The sequence below is a fragment of the Leptotrichia sp. oral taxon 498 genome, assembly GCF_002240055.1.
Taxonomy (GTDB): Bacteria; Fusobacteriota; Fusobacteriia; order Fusobacteriales; family Leptotrichiaceae; genus Leptotrichia; species Leptotrichia rugosa.
This window is the reverse complement of record NZ_CP016753.1, coordinates 2,071,246-2,090,655: the sequence shown is the minus strand read 5'-3', so window position 1 is coordinate 2,090,655 and position 19,410 is coordinate 2,071,246. Positions and strand designations below refer to the sequence as shown.

Here is a 19,410-nt window from a genome sequence, read left to right as displayed (position 1 = left end):
AAAATATGTTTAACTCAGAATTAAAAGAAAAAGCAAAAAAAGTTTTAGAGGAAGTGTATGGGGATTATAAAAGAACATTAGCCAATACTATAAATCACTCTGAATCATTGTATGAAAAAAAATTACATGCTGTTGAAATACTTAAAAATTTTAGTAGTTATATTCAGAAATTGTCAAATAAACCAATAGAATTTGAAACTAGTTTAGGTAAAATAGAAATGAATATAAAAAAATTTGACAATAAAATTGAAGAAGTGAAAAAAGAGATTAATCAAGCAGAAGTAGTTCCGACAGCCATGGTTGGTGCTGGGGCATTAGCTGGTGCAGGAGTTGCTGCATTTGCTCCAACAGCAGCCATGGCAATAGCAACAACATTTGGAACTGCTTCTACTGGGACAGCAATAGCAAGTTTATCAGGTGCTGCTGCAACAAATGCTGCATTAGCCTGGCTTGGTGGAGGAGCTTTAGCTGCAGGAGGAGGTGGAATTGTAGGTGGGGAAACGCTTCTAGCATTAACAGGACCAATAGGTTGGGCTATAGGAGGAAGTGCATTATTAGGTGCTGGTTTGATCTTAAATAATAAAAACAAAGAAGCTGCTGATAAAATTGAAGAACAAATATTAGAAATAAAAAAAGAAATGATGAAAATAATGAAATTAGATATTAAAGTTTTAATGTCTGAAAAAGAAATAAAAGAAATTTCTGATAATATTGAAAATGGATTTGAATTAATAAAGTACAATAATGATTACAATCAGTTTTCGATAGAAAATAAAGAACGATTAGCAACATTAATAAATATTTCTGAATCGTTATCGACTAAAATAGGAGAATTTGTGTCAAATGAATAAATACGAATTGAAAGAAAAAGAATGGAAGTTGTCGACCTGTGATAGATATGATTTCATGATTGCTGGCTTTAGTGGAGCTATTGCAGGAATTATTGATGTCTTTTTTGTTGGAAATCCTAGTTTAAGTAAATTAGGAAGTTTGACAGATGCTGGAGCAGATGAATTAGTAAAAAAATTTGCTAAAGTGAGTGGTTGGAAACCTAAAATAGATAATGAGAATAATGTAGCTTCTGCGATAGGATTTCTTGAAGGTAAATTTAGAGTGAATTATGATCAAAGAAATACAACTGATGTAAACAAATTATTTAAAATGGGAACTAAAAATCATCATATAAAGTCACTAAGCCATTCACCTGATATTATTGGATTATTTTTTTCAATATTAAATCAATTTACATCTACTGCAACATTTGTTAGTGAAGGGAAAATATTTAATATTGATACATCAGATGGAAACTTTGAATTGAAAGGGAATAATTTTATTGAAAAATTATTTTGCGGATTCTGTAATTGGATTGGACATATAATGTCTGATCTATCTGGAAGTTCAGGTGGAAGAGGAAAAATAAATGCTGGAAGAGGTTCAGGAATACCGATTCCTTTTATGGAATTATTTTTAATGTGTGATTTTGGTAAATTTCAAAATGGAAATGATAGACAATCATTAGCTGTAACAATGACAAGGGTTTTTCAAGAAGGATATGATGCCCGTTTTGGAGTAACAATGTCAATTCCTGTTTTAATACAAGAATTAATGATTAGAAGTTTATGGGTAATTAAAAAAAGATATTTTGAAAAGAAAGATTGGAAAGAATGTATTCCAACTGAAAAACATGGAGATCTGAGATTAATGTTACTTATAGGATATACAACTTTTTGTTTAATAGATGGTATTGATGCAGGACTTCGTTCAGGTGGCAATATGGTACAATTTATTCTCCATTTAAATTATGTCGCTTGGGTAAGATTAATAATGTTGGTATTTAAAGAATTAATTATACGTTATGGCCCTTTCATAAAGGAATATTTAGATAAGTTTTTATATTCTATATTTAATACAATTAAAAATTTAAATGAACAAAAATTAATAGAAGAATTCTACGAAAGAATACAAAAAATCGATAGAGAGATAACAAGGACTTTGTATGAATTTATTCAACAGATACAAGAAGAATACAAACAAAGACAAAAATTATTAATTGAATCTTTTTCAAAAAAAAATAACGCAACTCAACAAATGATTTATAGTGTTGAATATGCTAAAATAATGGGAGTTTCAAAAGAAAAAATAATTTATTCTGTGGAAGAATTAGATGAGTTATTAAAAAAATAATATTAAATAAAAAATAAAAGTGAAGGAGATAATAAAAATGAGTGGAAATTATTATGATGATGAATTTGAAAAACTAAAAGAAGAGTTAAACAATTTAAAAAAGGAAGCAGGAAAAGATGAAGAAATAGATCAGGAGAATGAAATAATAGAGAAAAAAAGAAAGCAAGAAGAAGAAATTGAAGAAGTAGAGCGTCAAGAAAAGAAAGCAAGAGAAATTGTTGATATGAGTTCTGTAGCAGCAGGTGGAGTAGGAGTTATACCAATACCTTTTGCAGATGCGATTCCTATTTCAGGAATACAATTAAATATGATTTATCAAATAAATGAAAAATTTAATGTTGAAACAGAAGCTAAAATGATTGTTAGTGGACTAGGAACTGTTATTGGTGCTTCTATGATTGGAAGAACAGTAGCTTCTAATCTATTAAAATTTATTCCTATTGTTGGTTCAGTGGCTTCAATCGGAACAGCTGCTGCTATAACAAAAGCTATGGGAGAAGCCTACATAATAACATTGAAAAATTTATGTATTAGATATATTAAAGAAGGAAGACCAACTAACTATCTTGATATGGATGATATTGTTGAAGAATTTAAAAATAATTTTAAACCACCTAAGAAATAAGATTGAGTGTTCAAGTTTAAAAGGAGGGGGTTATGTAAGTAAAAATGAATATAGTGTCAAGAGTATCCAAAATTTTGCGTAAACTCAAAGTATGATATATGGCGCAGGATAGTATTTTGTATTATCCTGTTTTTTTATTCTTTTTTCAAAATAATTATTAAAAACAGGGAGTATAAATTCCACTCCCTTAAAACAATATTTTCCTATTTTTCCAAAAATTCAAACTTTAAAATTTATAAGTATACCCCAAAGAAAAGACACTCACTTTTTTATCATATTTAACTTTTGATTTATCCAATTTTATTCCATGAGTTATTTCTGGTTCTCCATTTTCTGAATTATATTTTACATATCCAACACCGAATTTCCATTCGTGATTTTCTGCCGGCTTGAATGTCAATCCTGTCGTGTAAATTTGTGCATTTATGGTATATTCTGTATCGTTGTATGATTGTTTTGGAGCACCTGTGTGAGCATAATTGTATCCTGCGTGCCAAGTCCATTTTGGCGAAAATCTGTAGTCAACTCCAAAGTTTATTTCATGACCATCTCTATAACTTACTCCGTCTATATTTGCTGCTTTATTGAAATAATGAATATATCCGCTAGAAACAGTCCAGTCATTAATATCTTTAGAAACTCCCAATGATAATACTCCTGGCAGATCTCTTCTTGAATTTACACCATTTGCATATTTAGGGTAAAAATCTGACAATCCAATTTTTTTTCCAGCTAATGTCATATTTGTACTTTCAACCGCTTTTGTCTTGAATTTCAATTTTACAGGTGTTTCATATTTCAAAGCAAAATTCAATGTATCAGTCGCTTTATAATCCAAACCTAATACTGCTCCAACACCATCTGCTTTTCTTCTGGAGTCTAAATACAAGTCATTTCCTGTCAATCCAACTCTTGCACCGACAAATGGATTATATCCGAAAGAAGCGTGTCCGTTTAATTTTCTCAAAGCGTGGACATATTTTATTCCTCCGCCAATTGAGAATTTATCTGTTATTTTGTGTGCTCCACCAACCATCAATTGATAATATCTATTTTGTCCGCTAAATTGATTTTTAGTAACTTTAGCCCCCAATAGTCCTCGTGTCATATTATCAAATGTTTCTGACGCCAAATCTATTCCAGCGACTCCTTCATCATATTTCAAAGTGGCTCCTCCCGCAATGACACTTGCATTTGCAAAAATTGAAGTTCTTTCTTTTTTCTGTAAATAATTAAATGACGGTGCTCCGGCATATCTGTTTGAAGCCAATTTTTTTCTATTCAATGTCATTGATTCCTGGATTATAGAATTTTGCATATTTGCATTTATATATTTTCCATCTTCTAAAAATACTGTTCCCGCTGGATTGTAAAAAATTCCTTCCACTGTTATTTTCCCAGTTTGTGATGGATTTTGAAAGTATGAAGCTGAATTATTTGAAAGATAGTCCATACTTACTGCTTTTAATGCCAAAGTACTTAAAAGCGCTGTTAATATTATTTTTAATCTCATTTTTTCCTTTAATCTCCTTTAATTTTTTCTAATTTTTTATTTATATAAGTTTGTTATTAAAAAAATCTTTAAGTATTTCAAGATAGCAAATAAAACAGATTTTAAATTGTAACTTATATGTTTGTCTGATTAATATAACATATGTTATATTAATTGTCAAGACAAAATATTTGGTTATCAAATAATTTTTACCAGATATAAAAAAAGTTACAACAAAATAATTTCATTATTTTATCATAACTTTTATATTTTTATTGCACATAAACTCCAAAATCTTTATTATCAATCAAAATTTCAATATTTTTTTTATCTTTATATTTCGGATAGATTTCTTTTAAAAACCAAGAAACTAATTCTTCATCCCGTTCAATTTGGGTACCGTTATTTACAAACACACTTACAACTAACTCTTTGAAATGCTTTATTCCCTGCTCAATATCATTTAAGATTTGCTCTTTCGTCTGTCCTTTTGTACAAATCATTAATAGACACATCTGATATTCTGTTTTCAATTTTTCTAAAACTTTTTCATTCAAGATAAAATTTTTCTTCAGAACTTTTGTCCTGTAATGATTATCGAATGTTTCCAATCCAAATGCAAATCTCACTTCCTGTTCAGAAAAATACTCCCTAATCTCGTTCAATCTGTTTAAATAACCAAAATACGCCTCAAAATAAAGTATTTTTATATTTTTCTCTTTACAAACTTCTCTTATTCTCTCCAATGTCGCACCATTTAGTTCAAACACTGACCCAGAGTTTATAACTTCAAGAACTCCATATTCCCCAGTAACCCTGCTCAAAGCCTTAAAATTTATTTTTTTCATCTCTTCTTCGTCATTCGTATTATCCAAGATGTAATTACAAAAAGCACATTTTCCATAAGCGCAGCTAAATCCTTTTAATAACACGATTTCACGAGGATTTTTCTCTTTTATTACACTATATCTTTCCATTTGTATCCTTTTTTATTTTTTATCAAATATTCTAATATCAATCACTTATTTTACCTTGTTTTTTCCATAAAGTCGCAATATACACAAAAGGTGTGTCAAGCAGTGAAATTACGATTTTTAATAAATATGTTGAAAATATGATTCCGATTACTGTTTTTAGAGGATATTTTCCTGTAAATGCTAAAAACGAAAATACGATATTGTCTAAAATTTGACTTATCATTGTACTCGCATTGTTTCTAATCCAAATATCTCTATAAGATGGTCTAAATTTTCTAATAAATTGATAAGACCATATATCAAATGACTGAGAAACTGCAAATCCGCACACACTTGAAATCGCAAGTCTTGGCATGAATCCAAATACTGCTGATAAAGCACCTTGCATTGTATCATCAGGCGAAACTTTTACTTTTAGCACAATTTGCATTATAAATGTCGTAAATAACATTGCGGCAAAACCTAGCGAAACCACTTTTCTTGAGTAATGTTTTCCTTCATTTTCCGTCAAAATATCAGACGCGAGATAAATTCCTCCATATGCGATATTTCCCATTGTGATGCCATCAAAACCAAACAAGGTCATCAATTTTCCAACTTGAATATTAGCTAAAACTATTGACAGCGGTACAACTGACAACAGTCCTCCTTTTCCCCAAAATCTGTAAGCAAGTACAACTGCCGTAAAATTTAAAATTAAATATGAAAGCCACAACAATTCATTTACTCCGAATCGAAGCTGGCTAAAAAAATTAAACATTTATTTCCTCCTTAAAAATTTTTACAAATAAAAAAACACATATCCTTTTGAAAATATGTGTTTACAAAAGGTTTTTTTTAACGATGGATTTTCCCAAACATCGAAATATATTTTATCAAAATATTTTAAAAAAATCAAGAAATTAAAATATTTTAAAATAAAATTAATTTATTTTTTTGAAAATTTATGTTTGTTGTCTCTCAAAATTTTAAGGTTTTTCTTAGCATGTTTATCTCCAAGTGCTGCAGCTTTTAAAAACCATTCTTCAGATTCGTGATATTTTCCTTCTCCAGCATAAATCATTCCTAGATGATTCATCGCATTTGTATCACCGCCCCAAGCCATTTGAGAATATACTTTTTTCTCTTTTTGCGTTTGTTTAGTTTCGTTATAAAATATTAAAAGATTATTTTTAGCATTTTCACAGTTTTTTTCCACAGCTTTCAAATAAAATTTTTCAGCTTCTTCAAATTTTTTATTATCTTGAAGTAAAACGGCAAGATTGGTTAAAGCATTGAAATCATTGTGTTCTATCGCAATTAAATAATATTTTTTGGCATTTTCATAGTCTTTTTCTCCAGCGTAAAGATAGCCTAGATTATTAGCATAAGAAAAATCATTTTTTTCAATTGCACGTAAATACCATTTTTTAGCATTTTCATTGTCTTTACTGTTTTGAAAAATTAAACCGATTTCATTCATTGCCTTTGTATCGCCATTTTTTATTTTTTCCATATATTTTTGAAATAATTTAGTATTTTCGTTAAATTCCATTTTTTCCTCTTTCATAAAATTTTTTAAAACTATACCCACTTTTTTAAGTGGGTAAAAATTTTTATAAAGTAAATAATTTGTTAAAAGCATTTTTGGATAATTCAATGAATTTTAAGAGTTCATTTTGAGTAAAAGTAGCTTCTTCACCAGTTCCTTGAATTTCTACAAATTCGCCTTTATCCGTCATGATGATATTCATATCGACATCTGCTGCGGAATCTTCTTCGTAGTCTAAATCCAAAATTATCTCATTTCGGACTTTTCCGACGCTTATTGCGGCAACTTTTGATTTTATTGGAATTTCTTTTAATTTATTTTCATCAATTAACTTTTCAATTGCGAGTTCCACCGCTAGATAAGCTCCTGTGATTGAAGCAGTTCTTGTACCGCCGTCCGCCTGAATGACATCGCAGTCGACCATAATTGTTCTATCTCCCAGTTTTTCAAGATCAATTACAGCTCTAAGAGATCTTCCAATAAGCCTTTGGATTTCCATTGTCCTACCTGAAATTTTTCCTTTTATAGATTCCCTTTGGACACGGGTGTTCGTTGCACGGGGAAGCATACTGTATTCAGCGGCAATCCAGCCTGAGTGAATCCCTTTGGAAGAATTATCCATTTTTAACCATCTTGGAATTTTTTCTTCAATCGTCGCATTACAGATGACTTTTGTATTTCCAAATTCAATTAAAACTGAACCTTCAGGATGAATAATGTAGTTTTTTGTAACTTTAACTTCTCGCATTTCATCATTTTTCCTATTATTATTTCTCAACTTGATTTTTTTCTCCTTTTAGATTTTTTATTTATTTTTGTAAAGTGGAAATTTTTTAGTCAATTCCAAAACTTGTTTTTTAACTTCTTCTATAACTTTGTCATCGTCAATATTATTTAGAACTTCTAAAATGAATTTTGCAACAAGCTTAGTTTCTTCTTCTTTAAATCCACGAGCGGTAATCGCTGGGGTCCCAAGTCTTACTCCACTTGTGATAAACGGTTTTTCAGGGTCGTTTGGAATAGCGTTTTTGTTACAAGTTATCCCAGCTTTTTCTAATTTTTCTTCCGCCAATTTTCCAGTGACTTTCATCGGTCTTAAATCAACTAGCATCAAGTGATTGTCAGTTCCGCCGCTTACAATTCTAAGTCCACCTTCTGTAAGCTCTTCCGCCAAGATTTTAGCATTTTTAGCCACTTGAATTTGATATTCTTTAAATTCAGGAGTCAATGCTTCTTTAAAAGAGACAGCTTTTGCTGCGATAATATGTGCAAGAGGTCCACCTTGAATTCCAGGAAAAATTGTCTTATCAACTTTTTTTGCAATTTCTTCATTATTTGTCAAAATAATTCCACCACGAGGTCCTCTTAAAGTTTTGTGAGTTGTAGAAGTTACAACATCAGCGTACTCCATTGGATTTGGATGAACTCCAGCTGCAACAAGTCCCGCAATATGAGCCATATCGACCATAAAATAAGCGCCAACTTCATCAGCAATTTCTCTAAATTTTTTAAAATCAATAATTCTTGAATAAGCACTCGCACCTGCAACAATTATTCTAGGTCTTTCTTTTAGTGCAATTTCACGCACTTTGTCATAATCAATTAATTCAGTTTCAGGATCCAGACCATATTCAACACCAACATAATTTTTTCCAGAAAAATTAATTTTATATCCATGAGTCAAATGTCCACCAGAACTAAGTCCCATTCCCAAAATTTTATCCCCGGCATTTAAAAGTCCAACATAAACTCCCATATTAGCTTGAGAACCTGAATGTGGCTGAACATTCGCAAATTTTGCTCCAAAAATTTTTTTCAGTCTTTCAATTGCCAAAGTTTCAACAATATCGACATTTACACAACCTCCATAATACCTTTTTCCAGGATAACCTTCCGCATATTTATTCGTAAAAACTGACCCAGCAGCTTCCATCACAGCTTTTGAGACAAAATTTTCAGAAGCGATTAGCTCAATTCCTTCTTCTTGTCTTTTTTCTTCCGCTTTTATAGCATTATAAACTTCAATGTCACAATCTTTTATATAACTCATTTTTTCTCCTTCTATACTATTTGTACCATATTAAATTAAATTTATTTTTTTATCTATTTTTTTATTTGAACTTTTCTATAATTCTGATAAAGTATTTTTACTAAATCATATTCAAATGGCGAATTCAAATCCCCGTATTTGAAATTTATTAATGAACGCAGGTTAAGCCCTGTAACGACAGGTCTTGTAAATCCATACACAGTCTTGTCAAAGACACCTGTGTCAAAAAATAATTTATCTTCAACGTAACCTCTGGCTGCACCTTCCATTGCACCGTCAATTCCACTTCCAATAGCATCTCTAACATTACTTGGACCTACAAGAGGCAAGATCAAATAAGCTCCGCTTCTAGCTCCATAATGTCCAAGTGTTTCTCCCATTGTTTCGTAATCTTTTTTCATTCCCATTTTAGTTGCCACGTCAGTAACTCCCAAAACTCCAACAGTCGAATTTACTACAAATCTTCCCAGCGCATTTACTGCTTTTCCAGGTTTTAATTGTAACATTGAGTTTACAAAAGTCGGAATTTCTTTAAAGTTGCCGAAAAAGTTTGAAATTCCTGTTCTTATAGGTTTTGGAACAATTGCTCCGTAAATTCTTGACACTGGATAAGCAATTTTTTTGTCAAACTGAGTATTAAATGCGTACATTCTTCGGTTAAATGGTTCAAGCGGGTCGTTTATTGTGCCACCCATTCCAGTTAAATCAAGAACTTTACTTGATACTATGTATTCGTCGTCCAATCCTTCAATATTATTCGCCAAATCCCCATAATTATCCTGTTCAAAAGCAATATATCTATTTTTATCAATTTTTTTCTTTTTAGTTTTCAAATTTGTAAGTTTAAATTTTTCCACATTATTTTGAGTCGGAATATCCTCTTTTTCATTTACGAATTCTATATAAATATCGTCATTTGCTTCTTTTACTGATTCATCTAGATAGCTAACTGTATCGACATTTTTTGTTTCTGGATAAAATTCGTCAGCATCTGCATAGGATATTGTACAAGCCGCAATAACGGTGCTAAATATCATAATTTTATTTTTGTTAAATTTTGTCATTTTATTCTTCCTCCAATTTTTCTACCATCAAGTTTGCCATGTCGCTATGCCAAAGAAGTCCTGTATGTCCTCCAAACGGCATTAAAACTCTATTTGAAAAAGTATTTTTTATGTAGTCCAAATCGCTTTGTGTAAGTAAAATATCATTTTCTGAAGTAATAAAGACAATGTTTTTGTTATTTTTTTCTATAAAATCTTTGTGGCTTCTTAAATCAAAATCATTTAAAAATTCATCTGGTGTCAAGTTAGGATGCTTATATTTCTTTAAATAAGGGTATAAAAGCTCTTTTGCATATTCTTCAAATGAAACTGAAAGTCCTTCTTGAAATTCCTTTGTTATAGAATCAAACCTTTTGTAATGTTTTTTGTCAGAAAGCCTTCCGTAAGCATCGTTTCCGCTGAAAACTTCACCCGCAAAAGTCATATTTGCCGAATAAAATCTAAATAGAAGTCCAGTTAATATCTCAAAGTCTTTTTCTCCAAGATTTAATTTTCCAAGTGATGCAGAAATATTTGTAGAAGAAAAATCATTTAATTTAACGGAGTCGTCATTTACAATTTTAGAAAAAATATTATCTAAATATTTTTCCAAACTTTTTGCATCAAAAATCCCATTTTTTACTAAAAATCCATCCAATTTTTTAGTTGCTGTAAGAATACTTATTGGAGAATTTAGAAGCAAGGATTTTTCTATTCCAATTCTTTTTTTCTCACTGTCTAATTCCTGTAGCAAAAGCGATTGAAATCCACCTAAACTATATCCTGAAACATAGGTTTTTGAGATTTTCATACCATGTTTTTTTTCTTCAGAAATAGCTCGTGTAATTAAATTGTACATCTGCTCAGTTTCGTCTTTCATATATCCCCCATACTTATTCATACCTTGAGATACTATGTAAGGCATTGTTGTAGGTGAACTAAACGCTATTACATTGTAACCTTTATCATAAAAGACATTAGCTAAATAAAGTGACATTCCACTGTTGTAAGTCGATCCAGTTCCTGAAATAACAATCATAAGTGGTGCTTTTTCCTTTTGTTCCCAAACGCCATAATCATATATGCTCCATTGTCTTAAAATTTCAGGTATTTTTTTAGTAGGTTTAAATTTTTTTACTTTAGGTCCTTTCGCATGTTTAAATTTATAATACTGTTCTGTCGGTGTTCCTAAGACAGTTGATATTATAGCACTTTCTTTATAAGGATAATCAGCTGCTATTTGCGAAATATCAGTTTCGGAAAATCCAGTAACTGAAATTACTAAAAAAATAGTAGCAAGTAGTAATTTTTTTAACATATTTTTTTGTGAAAAATTTAATATTTTCCACACACGCTCCTTTCTTTTCCTAAAAATTTTTTATATAAATTTGCTTATACATATTTTATCAAAAATAAACCAAAATTTCTAGAAAAACTTTTGTTAAATTAGAAAAAACACATGTTATATATAGTTAACTTACTATATGTTTACTGAGTTTTTAAAAATTTTTTTAAAAATAAATATATAATTTCTTGAAAATTTGAAAAAAAACTAGTATAATAAATATGGTAAGTGAAAATTTCACATATTAATTTGAAAGGACAATAAAATGAAAAAAAGACCTGTAGTTTTAGTAATTTTAGATGGTTGAGGAATTAATCACCACGACGATCAAGTTAATGGAATAAAAATGGCGAAACCATTAAATTTTGAAAGGTATAAAAGGGAATATCCTTTTACAGAACTTCGTGCTGATGGAGGACATGTTGGACTTCCTGACGGACAATTTGGAAACTCTGAAGTTGGACATACAAATATTGGAGCTGGTAGAACAGTTTTTCAAATGCTTCCAAAAATTTCAAAAGCAATTAACGATAGCTCAATTTTAGAAAATGAAGTTTTGGAAAATGTGATGGATACAACAAAAAATAATGGTAAAGCTCTTCACATTTTAGGACTTGCATCTGATGGTGGAGTTCACTGCCACATCGACCACATTATTGGATTAGTTGACATGGCAGCTAAAAAGGGGCTTACAGAAGTTTATGTTCACCCTATTACAGATGGAAGGGATACAGCGCCTGAAAGTGGAGTAAATTACTTAGCTCAGTTGCAAGAAGGTTTGGATAAAATTGGTGTTGGAAAAATCGCAACTATAATAGGAAGATATTATGGAATGGACAGAGATAACAACTGGGATAGAGAAAAATTAGCTTATGATGCACTAACTATTGGAGAAGGAGAAGTTTATCCAATTGCAAACGAAGCTATTAAAGCGTCTTATGCAAAAGGTGTAACTGATGAATTCGTAGTTCCTGTTAAAATTGGTTCAAAAGACAATGGATTAATCAAAGATGGAGATGGAGTAATTTTTGCAAACTTTAGACCAGATAGAGCAAGACAGCTTACCAGAATATTTGTTGATCCAGAATTTAAAGGATTTGACAGAAAAGTTTATCCTAAAGTAAACTTTGTTACAATGGCTCAATATGATGCGACATTTAATTCACCGATCGCTTTTCCGCCTGAAAAAATAGTAAACTGTTTTGGAGAAGTTGTTTCAAAAGCTGGATTAATTCAAGTAAGAACTGCAGAAACTGAAAAATATGCACATGTTACATTTTTCTTTAACGGTGGAAAAGAAGAACCTTATCTGGGAGAAATAAGACTTTTAACTGATTCGCCCAAAGTTGCAACTTATGACTTGCAACCTGAAATGAGTGCTTACAAAGTAAAAGACAGATTAATTGAAGAATTAAACACAGGAAAAGTTGACACTGTTATCTTAAACTTTGCAAATCCTGACATGGTTGGACATACAGGAAATGTAAATGCAGTAATTGAAGCTTGTCAAGCTGTTGATAACTGCCTTGGACAAATTGTAAGAAAAGTGCTGGAAATGGACGGAGTATTATTTATAACTGCAGATCACGGAAATGCTGATTTATTAGTAAATCCAGAAACAGGAGAAGCTCATACAGCGCATACTACGAATCCTGTTCCATTTATCTTCGTTTCAAATGATATGAAGGATGTTAAATTGAGAAAAGGTGGAAGATTAGCTGATATTGCACCTACAATGTTAGAACTTTTAGGATTGGAAAAACCTGTTGAAATGGATGGAAGTAGTTTGATAGAAAAATAAATTTTTTTAGTAAAAAAAATTTTGTATTTTTGAATAATATATGGTATCATATTATTATAAATTAGTTAAAAAAATATATTGGAGGAAAAAAAATGGGACTATTTGATTTATTTAAAAAGGGAAAAAAAGAAGAAGCAAAACAAGAGTTTGAAGGGAGAATAATCGCACCAATTTCAGGTACAATCATGCCTTTATCTCAAGTTCCTGATGAAGTATTTGCTCAAAAAATGGTAGGAGACGGAATTGCAATTGAGCCTAACGGATCAGGTATAATGTTAGCACCAGCTGCAGGAAGAGTTGAAAAAATCTTTGATACTAATCATGCATTTAGTATTGTGACACCAGCAGGAGTTGAAATTTTTGTTCACTTTGGGATGGACACAGTTCAATTAGAAGGAAAAGGATTTGAAAGAGTTGCCGAAGAAGGTGCAGTTGTAAAAGCTGGAGATCCATTAATTAAATACGATTATGATTTCTTAAAAGCAAATGCAAAATCAATAATCACACCAGTAATTATTTCAAACTATGAAGACTACAGTTCATTAAATCCAGTTGAAAGCGGAGTGGCTAAAGCTGGGGAAACAGTAGTTTTAGACATTCAAAAATAGTTAATGAAGGAAATAACTCTTTTAGTTGATTCTAAGGGAGTTATTTTATTTTACAGAATTTTTATTTTATTTAAAAATTATCTTAATTGACTAATCAATGTTATTATAATAAAATTTAGGAGAAAAATATAGATGAAAAAATATAAAAAAAGTATTTTGCTTGTAATGGGACTTATGATTTTTGCAAGTTGTGGTAAAAAAGAGCGAAGTTTTAAATCAGCTCCTAAGCCTAAAATCGTGTCGGCGATTGATGAAAAGGTGAAAAAATTGACAGAAGCGGCTCAAAAAGGAGATGTTGCGGCACAAACTGAGCTGGGGGAAATGTATCTTTTTGGAAAAGGAGTTCCAAAAGATCCCAAAAAAGCACTTATGTGGTCAACAAAAGCGATGAAAAAAGGAAATGAAATAGCGACTACAAATGTGGGAATAATATATTTTGAAGGATTTGGAGTCAAAACAAATTATAAAAAAGCATCTGAATTGTTTAATAAAGCTATGGACAAAGGAAATATGAACGCTGAAATGAAAGCTCCTAGATATTTGGGAATTATGGCACAAAAAGGTCTAGGTACAAAAAAAAATGTTGAAGATGCAATTTTTTATTATGAGATAGGAGATAGTGCAGGAGATATTGTTGCTCAGTATAATTTAGCAAAAATTTATGAAAGTCAAAATAACTATGAAAGAGCGATTGAACTTTACAAGAAGGCTGAAGAAAGAAAAGATGCAGATGCAGCGCCAATGCTAGTTGCACTGGGAGATTTATACAAAGAGGGAAAAGGTGTGGCTAAAGATACTAAAGAAGCTAAAAAGTGGTATGAAAAAGCAGCGGAGGCTGGAAGTAAAGAAGCGAAATTAAAATTAGAAAAATTATAAAATAAAATATAAAAAAATTATCAAATTTTAAAAAAATGTGATATAATAATATATAGTATAAAAAAATAAAAGTATGAAAAAGAAAATTTTTAATACGATAAAACGACCAATTGTAAAATTAAAATCAAATAATTGGTCAAAAATATTATAAAAGAAAAAAGGAAGGTAATTTTAAAAGATGCAAAAATTTGAAGATTTTGGATTAAGTACAGAAATGCTTAATGCACTAAGTAAAAAAGGATTCGAGGAGCCAAGTGAAATACAGAAATTGGTACTTCCCGAATTATTAAAGGAAAGAACGCACTTAATAGGACAAGCACAGACAGGGACAGGAAAAACAGCGGCATTTGGCATTCCAATCCTAGAAACTATTAAATCTGATAAAACTGTTAAAGCGTTAATTTTGGCACCTACAAGAGAACTTGCAAATCAAGTGGCAGATGAAATTTATTCGTTAAAAGGTGAAAAGGATTTAAAAGTATTGGCAGTTTATGGTGGCGCATCTATCGAAAATCAAATTAGAAGGTTAAAGTCAGGAGTTGACATTGTTGTTGGAACACCTGGAAGAGTTATAGACTTGATGAATAAAAAAGTCTTAAAAGTTAATAATTTAGATTATTTCGTATTAGACGAAGCAGATGAAATGTTAAATATGGGATTTGTTGAAGATATTGAAGAAATACTTAAAAAGACAAACGACGAGAAAAAAATGTTATTTTTCTCAGCAACGATTCCTAAACCAATTTTGGCGATAGCTAAAAAATTTATGCCAGAATATAAATTATTAAAAGTTGCAAAAAAAGAATTGACTACAAATTTGACGGAACAAATTTATTATGAAGTTAAGCAAGAGGATAAATTTGAAGCGCTATGCAGAGTTTTGGACTATGAACAGGATTTTTATGGAATTGTGTTTTGTAGAACAAAATCGGAAGTTGACGATGTTACAAATAAACTGAAAGCTAGAAATTATGATGCTGAATGCATTCACGGGGACATCACTCAAGCATTAAGACAAAAAGCGCTAGATTTATTCAAGAAAAAAGTGTTGACGATTCTTGTGGCGACAGATGTTGCGGCAAGGGGAATAGATGTAAGCAATTTAACACATGTAATTAATTATTCAATTCCACAAGAAGCTGAATCTTACGTTCACAGAATTGGAAGAACTGGAAGAGCTGGACAAAAAGGGATTGCAATTACATTTGTTACACCTAGGGAAGCTAGTAAATTAGCTCAGATAAAAAGAATTACAAAAACTGACATCAAAAGAGAAGACATACCAAATGTGGAAGAAATTTTAAATGCTAAAAAAGAAGCATTAATCGCTTATGTTGAAGAAATTATAAAAGAAGACGACCACAGCGCTTACGATGAATTGGCAAATAATTTACTCCAAGGAAGAGATCCAAAACAAGTGTTGGCATCTGTGTTAAGACATGTCTATGAAGATGAGTTTCTACCTGAAAATTACAGTGAAATTCAAGATGTGAAAGTTAAAATTGCGGATAAAACAAGATTATTTATCGCACTTGGCTCAAAAGATGGTTATAATGTGGGAAGGCTATTAGATTTACTTCATAAAAAGGCAAAAACTCCAGGAAGAAAAGTAAAAGATGTAAAAATTATGGATAAATATTCGTTTATAACAGTGCCATTGCAAGAAGCGGAATATATTATGAGAGCACTAAATTCTAAAAAAGATTCTAAACCTTTGGTTGAAGAAGCTACAGGCGGAAGAAAAAGCGGAGGGAATGAGAAAAAATCTTCTAAAAAATCTGGAAGAAAAAAATCATCAAGTAAAAAAAGTTCTTCAAAAAAAGACAAAAAAGATAAAAAATCTAAGAAAAAGTCTAAAAAATAAATTTATAAAAGTAAAATTCCTGTTAATTTTAAATTGATGGGAATTTTTTTCTAAAATGACAAAAAAATAATGAAAAAAGGTTAAAAATATGATATAATTTTGGAAGTTAAGTTAAAACAAAGAAAGGAAATTATAAAATGAATAACGAAGAAAAAAAAGAAAGTTACGATGAATTAGTCTATAAAGCAAATCCGTTTGCAGATACTGCGATGATGAAATTGGAAGCATATGCATATTTTTATGGACTTAATCCTCAAAAAGCTACAAAAGCTCGAGTGCTAGAGTTAGGGACATCTTTTGGAGGAAATTTAATTGCTCAAGCGATTAATTTTGAAGATAACTATTATGTTGGTGTGGATTTGTCACATGAACAGATAAAAAAAGGAAATGAAATTATAAAAAAATTGGGATTAAAGAATATTGAGTTACATCAAAAGGATATTTTGACAATTGATGAAAGCTTTGGTAAATTTGATTATATAATTTCTCATGGTGTTTTTTCATGGGTTCCGAATGATGTAAAACATAAAATGATAGAAATTTGTAACCAAAATCTGAATGAAAACGGAATTGCATATTTGTCATACAATACTTATCCAGGTTGGAAAGAAGCCTCAAAAGTAAGAGATATGATGATGTACGTAAATAAATTTTATCCAAACCTTTCATTGCTTGAAAAAACAGAAAGAGGAAGATTAGTTGTAGAAATTTTTAAAGAACAGATAGAACTTTATCCAGATTTGAAAGAAAGAAGCAAGGGTTATTTAGAATGGATGGATAGCGTGCTAAAACATAAGAATTATTATCTTGGACACGAATATTTGGAAATGTTTAATGATCCACTGTACATTCACCAATTTGCTGAGCTAGCTGATAAAAATGGATTAAAATATTTTACTGATACAAATCTAAAATTATCAATGGCAACTTCTTATAAAAAGGAAACTGTAGAAAAGTTACAGCAGTTGTCTGGTGGAGATAATGTAATCAAAGAACAATGCATAGATTTTATCTTGGATACAAAATTTAGAAAATCACTTATGTGTAAGAAAAGTCAAACGGAGAAATTAAATTTTTCTGAAAGTATACCTAATACAATAATTGACACTCTTTATTATGTGATAAAAAATAAAATAGAGATAGCCGAACTTGAAGACAAAGTTTTGGAAGAGGCATTAAAACATTTGCTTAGCAAAAAACATGGTGAATTTCAAATAGAAGATGCGAAGAAGTTTTTAGAAGATAAAGATTTAAATCAAGAGCAAAAAGATAAAATAGTTCAAGAAATAAGAGGATTTATTTTAAATAATGTAATAACAGGAAACCTAAACTTTTATTTGACAAGAATTGAAAGAGTAAGTTTTGTGGAAAATGAAACTTATGTTCCAGAAAAATTTATCAAATATGTGGAAGTTATTTTAAGTGAAGACGGACAATATATCGGAATTGGAAACTTTAAAAATGAAATTTTCCCTGTGGATACCATTGAACTCTTACTTTTGCAGCAGTTAAAAGAACCTACAACTAAAGATAAATTAATAAGTGAATTAGAAAAATTGGGACTTAAGAGAATGGTTGATGGAAAAGAGGAAGATGTAGATCCAGCTGAATATTTAGAAATGTTTTTGGAAAAATATGAAAATTTGAATTTTTTCAAAAGAAAATAAATTTATAATATAAAAAAATAAAATATATTATAATTTTAAATTTTTTTTAGAATGATATTGACTTATGAAAAAATAGGGATATACTTAAAGTAAAGATATCAAAGTTAAATATAAATACAGGGGTGCTATAATGGCTGAGAGTAGTCTTTTGACTTAACCCGTTTAACCTGATACGGATAATGCCGGCGAAGGGAGTATTTTTTTAATATTACAATTTAATATTAATAAATAAATAAATCTCCTTTTGTTTTTAATATAATTTGAAAGGAGATATTTTTATGTCTAATAAAATCAATGCAAGTGTTGCAATTCAAGTTTTGCCGAATACTTGCGAAAACAAAGAAGTGGTAAGAATAGTGGACAAAGTTATTGAGTACATTAAAAGTAAAAATTTAGAAATGGTAGTTGGACCTTTTGAAACGACGATTGAAGGAGATTATGATGAACTTATGAACATTGTTAAAATGTGTCAAATTATTGCAGTTGAAGCTGGAGCGGAAAGTGTGATGTCGTATGTCAAGATAAATTATAAGCCGAGAGGAGAGATACTCACAATTGAAGAAAAAATCAAAAAATATATACAGTAAACTATTAAATAAAATCGCACCACTAATTATTATTTTATGTATCTTAATAAAGTGGCAAATATTGTCAATTACAGGAGTTGTACCAAAATTTATGCTGCCTTCGCCTTTTGATGTAATAAAGGCTTTTGTAAATGATTTTCCACTTCTTGTGCACCATATGAAGGTTACACTTGTAGAAGCTTCTTTAGGATTGGGAATGGGAGTGATTTTAGGTTTTTTAGTCGCAATTATTATGGATATGTTTGAATTTTTTTACAAGTCCATCTATCCAATTTTAATAATTACTCAAACTATTCCAACTGTTGCGATTGCACCACTTCTGGTACTTTGGCTGGGGTATGGAATTTTACCCAAAATTGTACTTATTGTTTTAACTTCATTTTTTCCGATAACAATAGGACTTTTGGATGGATTTAAGTCGGCGGATAAAGATGCGCTAAAACTTATGAAAACGATGGGAGCAACACCATTTCAGAATTTTGTCCACATAAAGCTTCCAAGTTCGATTGGATATTTTTTTGCGGGACTTAGAATATCTGTCAGCTATTCAATTATAGGCGCAGTTGTTGCTGAATGGCTGGGCGGATTTGATGGACTTGGAGTGTATATGACGAGAGTCAGAAAGTCGTATTCATTTGATAAAATGTTTGCAGTGATATTTTTAATTTCAATAATTAGTTTATTTTTGATGTTTGTTGTAAAAAAAATTCAAAAATTGAGTATGCCTTGGGAAGAAGCTATTTGATTTTGAAAAAAGGAG

The 19,410-nt window shown here is 30.4% G+C and carries 18 protein-coding genes and 1 riboswitch; of the genes, 10 read left to right on the top strand and 8 right to left on the bottom strand.

What is annotated here, in order from left to right:
• Positions 1-5: 5 nt before the first annotated feature.
• From BCB68_RS10215 to BCB68_RS10205, 3 genes are read left to right on the top strand one after another with little or no spacing between them, the layout of a single operon-like run.
• Positions 6-851, top strand: a complete 846-nt coding sequence (locus BCB68_RS10215) for a hypothetical protein (protein WP_094080680.1) — start codon at positions 6-8, stop codon at positions 849-851.
• Positions 844-2,184: a hypothetical protein gene (locus BCB68_RS10210; protein ID WP_094080679.1), complete on the top strand. Its 1,341-nt coding sequence runs from the start codon at positions 844-846 to the stop codon at positions 2,182-2,184. Before BCB68_RS10215 ends, BCB68_RS10210 begins: the two co-directional genes overlap by 8 nt.
• A gap of 37 nt (positions 2,185-2,221) precedes the next feature.
• Entirely contained in the window at positions 2,222-2,809 is a 588-nt protein-coding gene (locus BCB68_RS10205) for a YcjF family protein (RefSeq protein ID WP_094080678.1), read from the top strand.
• Positions 2,810-3,035: 226 nt separating this feature from the next.
• On the opposite strand, the gene BCB68_RS10200 is transcribed toward BCB68_RS10205, so the two are convergent.
• The 8 genes from BCB68_RS10200 to BCB68_RS10165 all read right to left on the bottom strand — a co-directional run bounded on the left by BCB68_RS10200 (position 3,036) and on the right by BCB68_RS10165 (position 11,253).
• Entirely contained in the window at positions 3,036-4,322 is a 1,287-nt protein-coding gene (locus tag BCB68_RS10200; protein WP_094080677.1) for an OmpP1/FadL family transporter, read from the bottom strand.
• A 251-nt stretch (positions 4,323-4,573) separates the two neighbouring features.
• Positions 4,574-5,278 carry a radical SAM protein gene (locus BCB68_RS10195; protein ID WP_094080676.1) on the bottom strand — a complete coding sequence of 235 codons (705 nt, stop codon included), beginning with the start codon at positions 5,276-5,278 and terminating at the stop codon, positions 4,574-4,576.
• A gap of 37 nt (positions 5,279-5,315) precedes the next feature.
• A complete protein-coding gene (locus BCB68_RS10190) occupies positions 5,316-6,038 on the bottom strand; it encodes a queuosine precursor transporter (protein WP_094080675.1) in 723 nt (240 codons plus the stop codon).
• A gap of 168 nt (positions 6,039-6,206) precedes the next feature.
• Positions 6,207-6,812, bottom strand: a complete 606-nt coding sequence (locus BCB68_RS10185; RefSeq protein WP_237048638.1) for a tetratricopeptide repeat protein — start codon at positions 6,810-6,812, stop codon at positions 6,207-6,209.
• Positions 6,813-6,873: 61 nt separating this feature from the next.
• The gene (gene rph, locus BCB68_RS10180; RefSeq protein WP_094080674.1) at positions 6,874-7,587 is read right to left on the bottom strand and encodes a ribonuclease PH; all 714 of its coding nucleotides are present in this window, start codon (positions 7,585-7,587) and stop codon (positions 6,874-6,876) included.
• A gap of 27 nt (positions 7,588-7,614) precedes the next feature.
• Complete coding sequence (gene glyA, locus BCB68_RS10175; RefSeq protein ID WP_094080673.1) at positions 7,615-8,859, bottom strand: serine hydroxymethyltransferase; 1,245 nt, start codon at positions 8,857-8,859, stop codon at positions 7,615-7,617.
• 53 nt (positions 8,860-8,912) lie between these two features.
• Complete coding sequence (locus BCB68_RS10170; protein WP_094080672.1) at positions 8,913-9,923, bottom strand: MlaA family lipoprotein; 1,011 nt, start codon at positions 9,921-9,923, stop codon at positions 8,913-8,915.
• Between the two features lies 1 nt (position 9,924).
• Positions 9,925-11,253, bottom strand: a complete 1,329-nt coding sequence (locus BCB68_RS10165; RefSeq protein ID WP_237048637.1) for an alpha/beta hydrolase — start codon at positions 11,251-11,253, stop codon at positions 9,925-9,927.
• A 304-nt stretch (positions 11,254-11,557) separates the two neighbouring features.
• On the opposite strand from BCB68_RS10165, the gene gpmI reads away from it, so the two are divergent.
• The 7 genes from gpmI (at position 11,558) to BCB68_RS10130 (ending at position 19,395) form a co-directional block, all read left to right on the top strand.
• Complete coding sequence (gene gpmI, locus BCB68_RS10160) at positions 11,558-13,048, top strand: 2,3-bisphosphoglycerate-independent phosphoglycerate mutase (protein WP_237048731.1); 1,491 nt, start codon at positions 11,558-11,560, stop codon at positions 13,046-13,048.
• A 92-nt stretch (positions 13,049-13,140) separates the two neighbouring features.
• Positions 13,141-13,656 (top strand): PTS sugar transporter subunit IIA, encoded by a 516-nt coding sequence (locus BCB68_RS10155; RefSeq protein WP_094080671.1) that lies wholly within the window; start codon positions 13,141-13,143, stop codon positions 13,654-13,656.
• 132 nt (positions 13,657-13,788) lie between these two features.
• On the top strand, positions 13,789-14,532 hold the full coding sequence (locus BCB68_RS10150) for a tetratricopeptide repeat protein (protein ID WP_094080670.1): 744 nt from the start codon (positions 13,789-13,791) through the stop codon (positions 14,530-14,532).
• 178 nt (positions 14,533-14,710) lie between these two features.
• Complete coding sequence (locus BCB68_RS10145) at positions 14,711-16,396, top strand: DEAD/DEAH box helicase (RefSeq protein ID WP_094080669.1); 1,686 nt, start codon at positions 14,711-14,713, stop codon at positions 16,394-16,396.
• A 137-nt stretch (positions 16,397-16,533) separates the two neighbouring features.
• Positions 16,534-18,063, top strand: coding sequence for a methyltransferase regulatory domain-containing protein (locus BCB68_RS10140; RefSeq protein WP_094080668.1), 1,530 nt, complete (start codon positions 16,534-16,536; stop codon positions 18,061-18,063).
• 108 nt (positions 18,064-18,171) lie between these two features.
• A riboswitch (TPP riboswitch) is annotated at positions 18,172-18,274 on the top strand.
• A gap of 67 nt (positions 18,275-18,341) precedes the next feature.
• Positions 18,342-18,650 carry a thiamine-binding protein gene (locus BCB68_RS10135; protein WP_094080667.1) on the top strand — a complete coding sequence of 103 codons (309 nt, stop codon included), beginning with the start codon at positions 18,342-18,344 and terminating at the stop codon, positions 18,648-18,650.
• Positions 18,619-19,395 carry an ABC transporter permease gene (locus tag BCB68_RS10130; protein WP_094080666.1) on the top strand — a complete coding sequence of 259 codons (777 nt, stop codon included), beginning with the start codon at positions 18,619-18,621 and terminating at the stop codon, positions 19,393-19,395. Before BCB68_RS10135 ends, BCB68_RS10130 begins: the two co-directional genes overlap by 32 nt.
• The last annotated feature ends 15 nt before the right edge of the window (positions 19,396-19,410 follow it).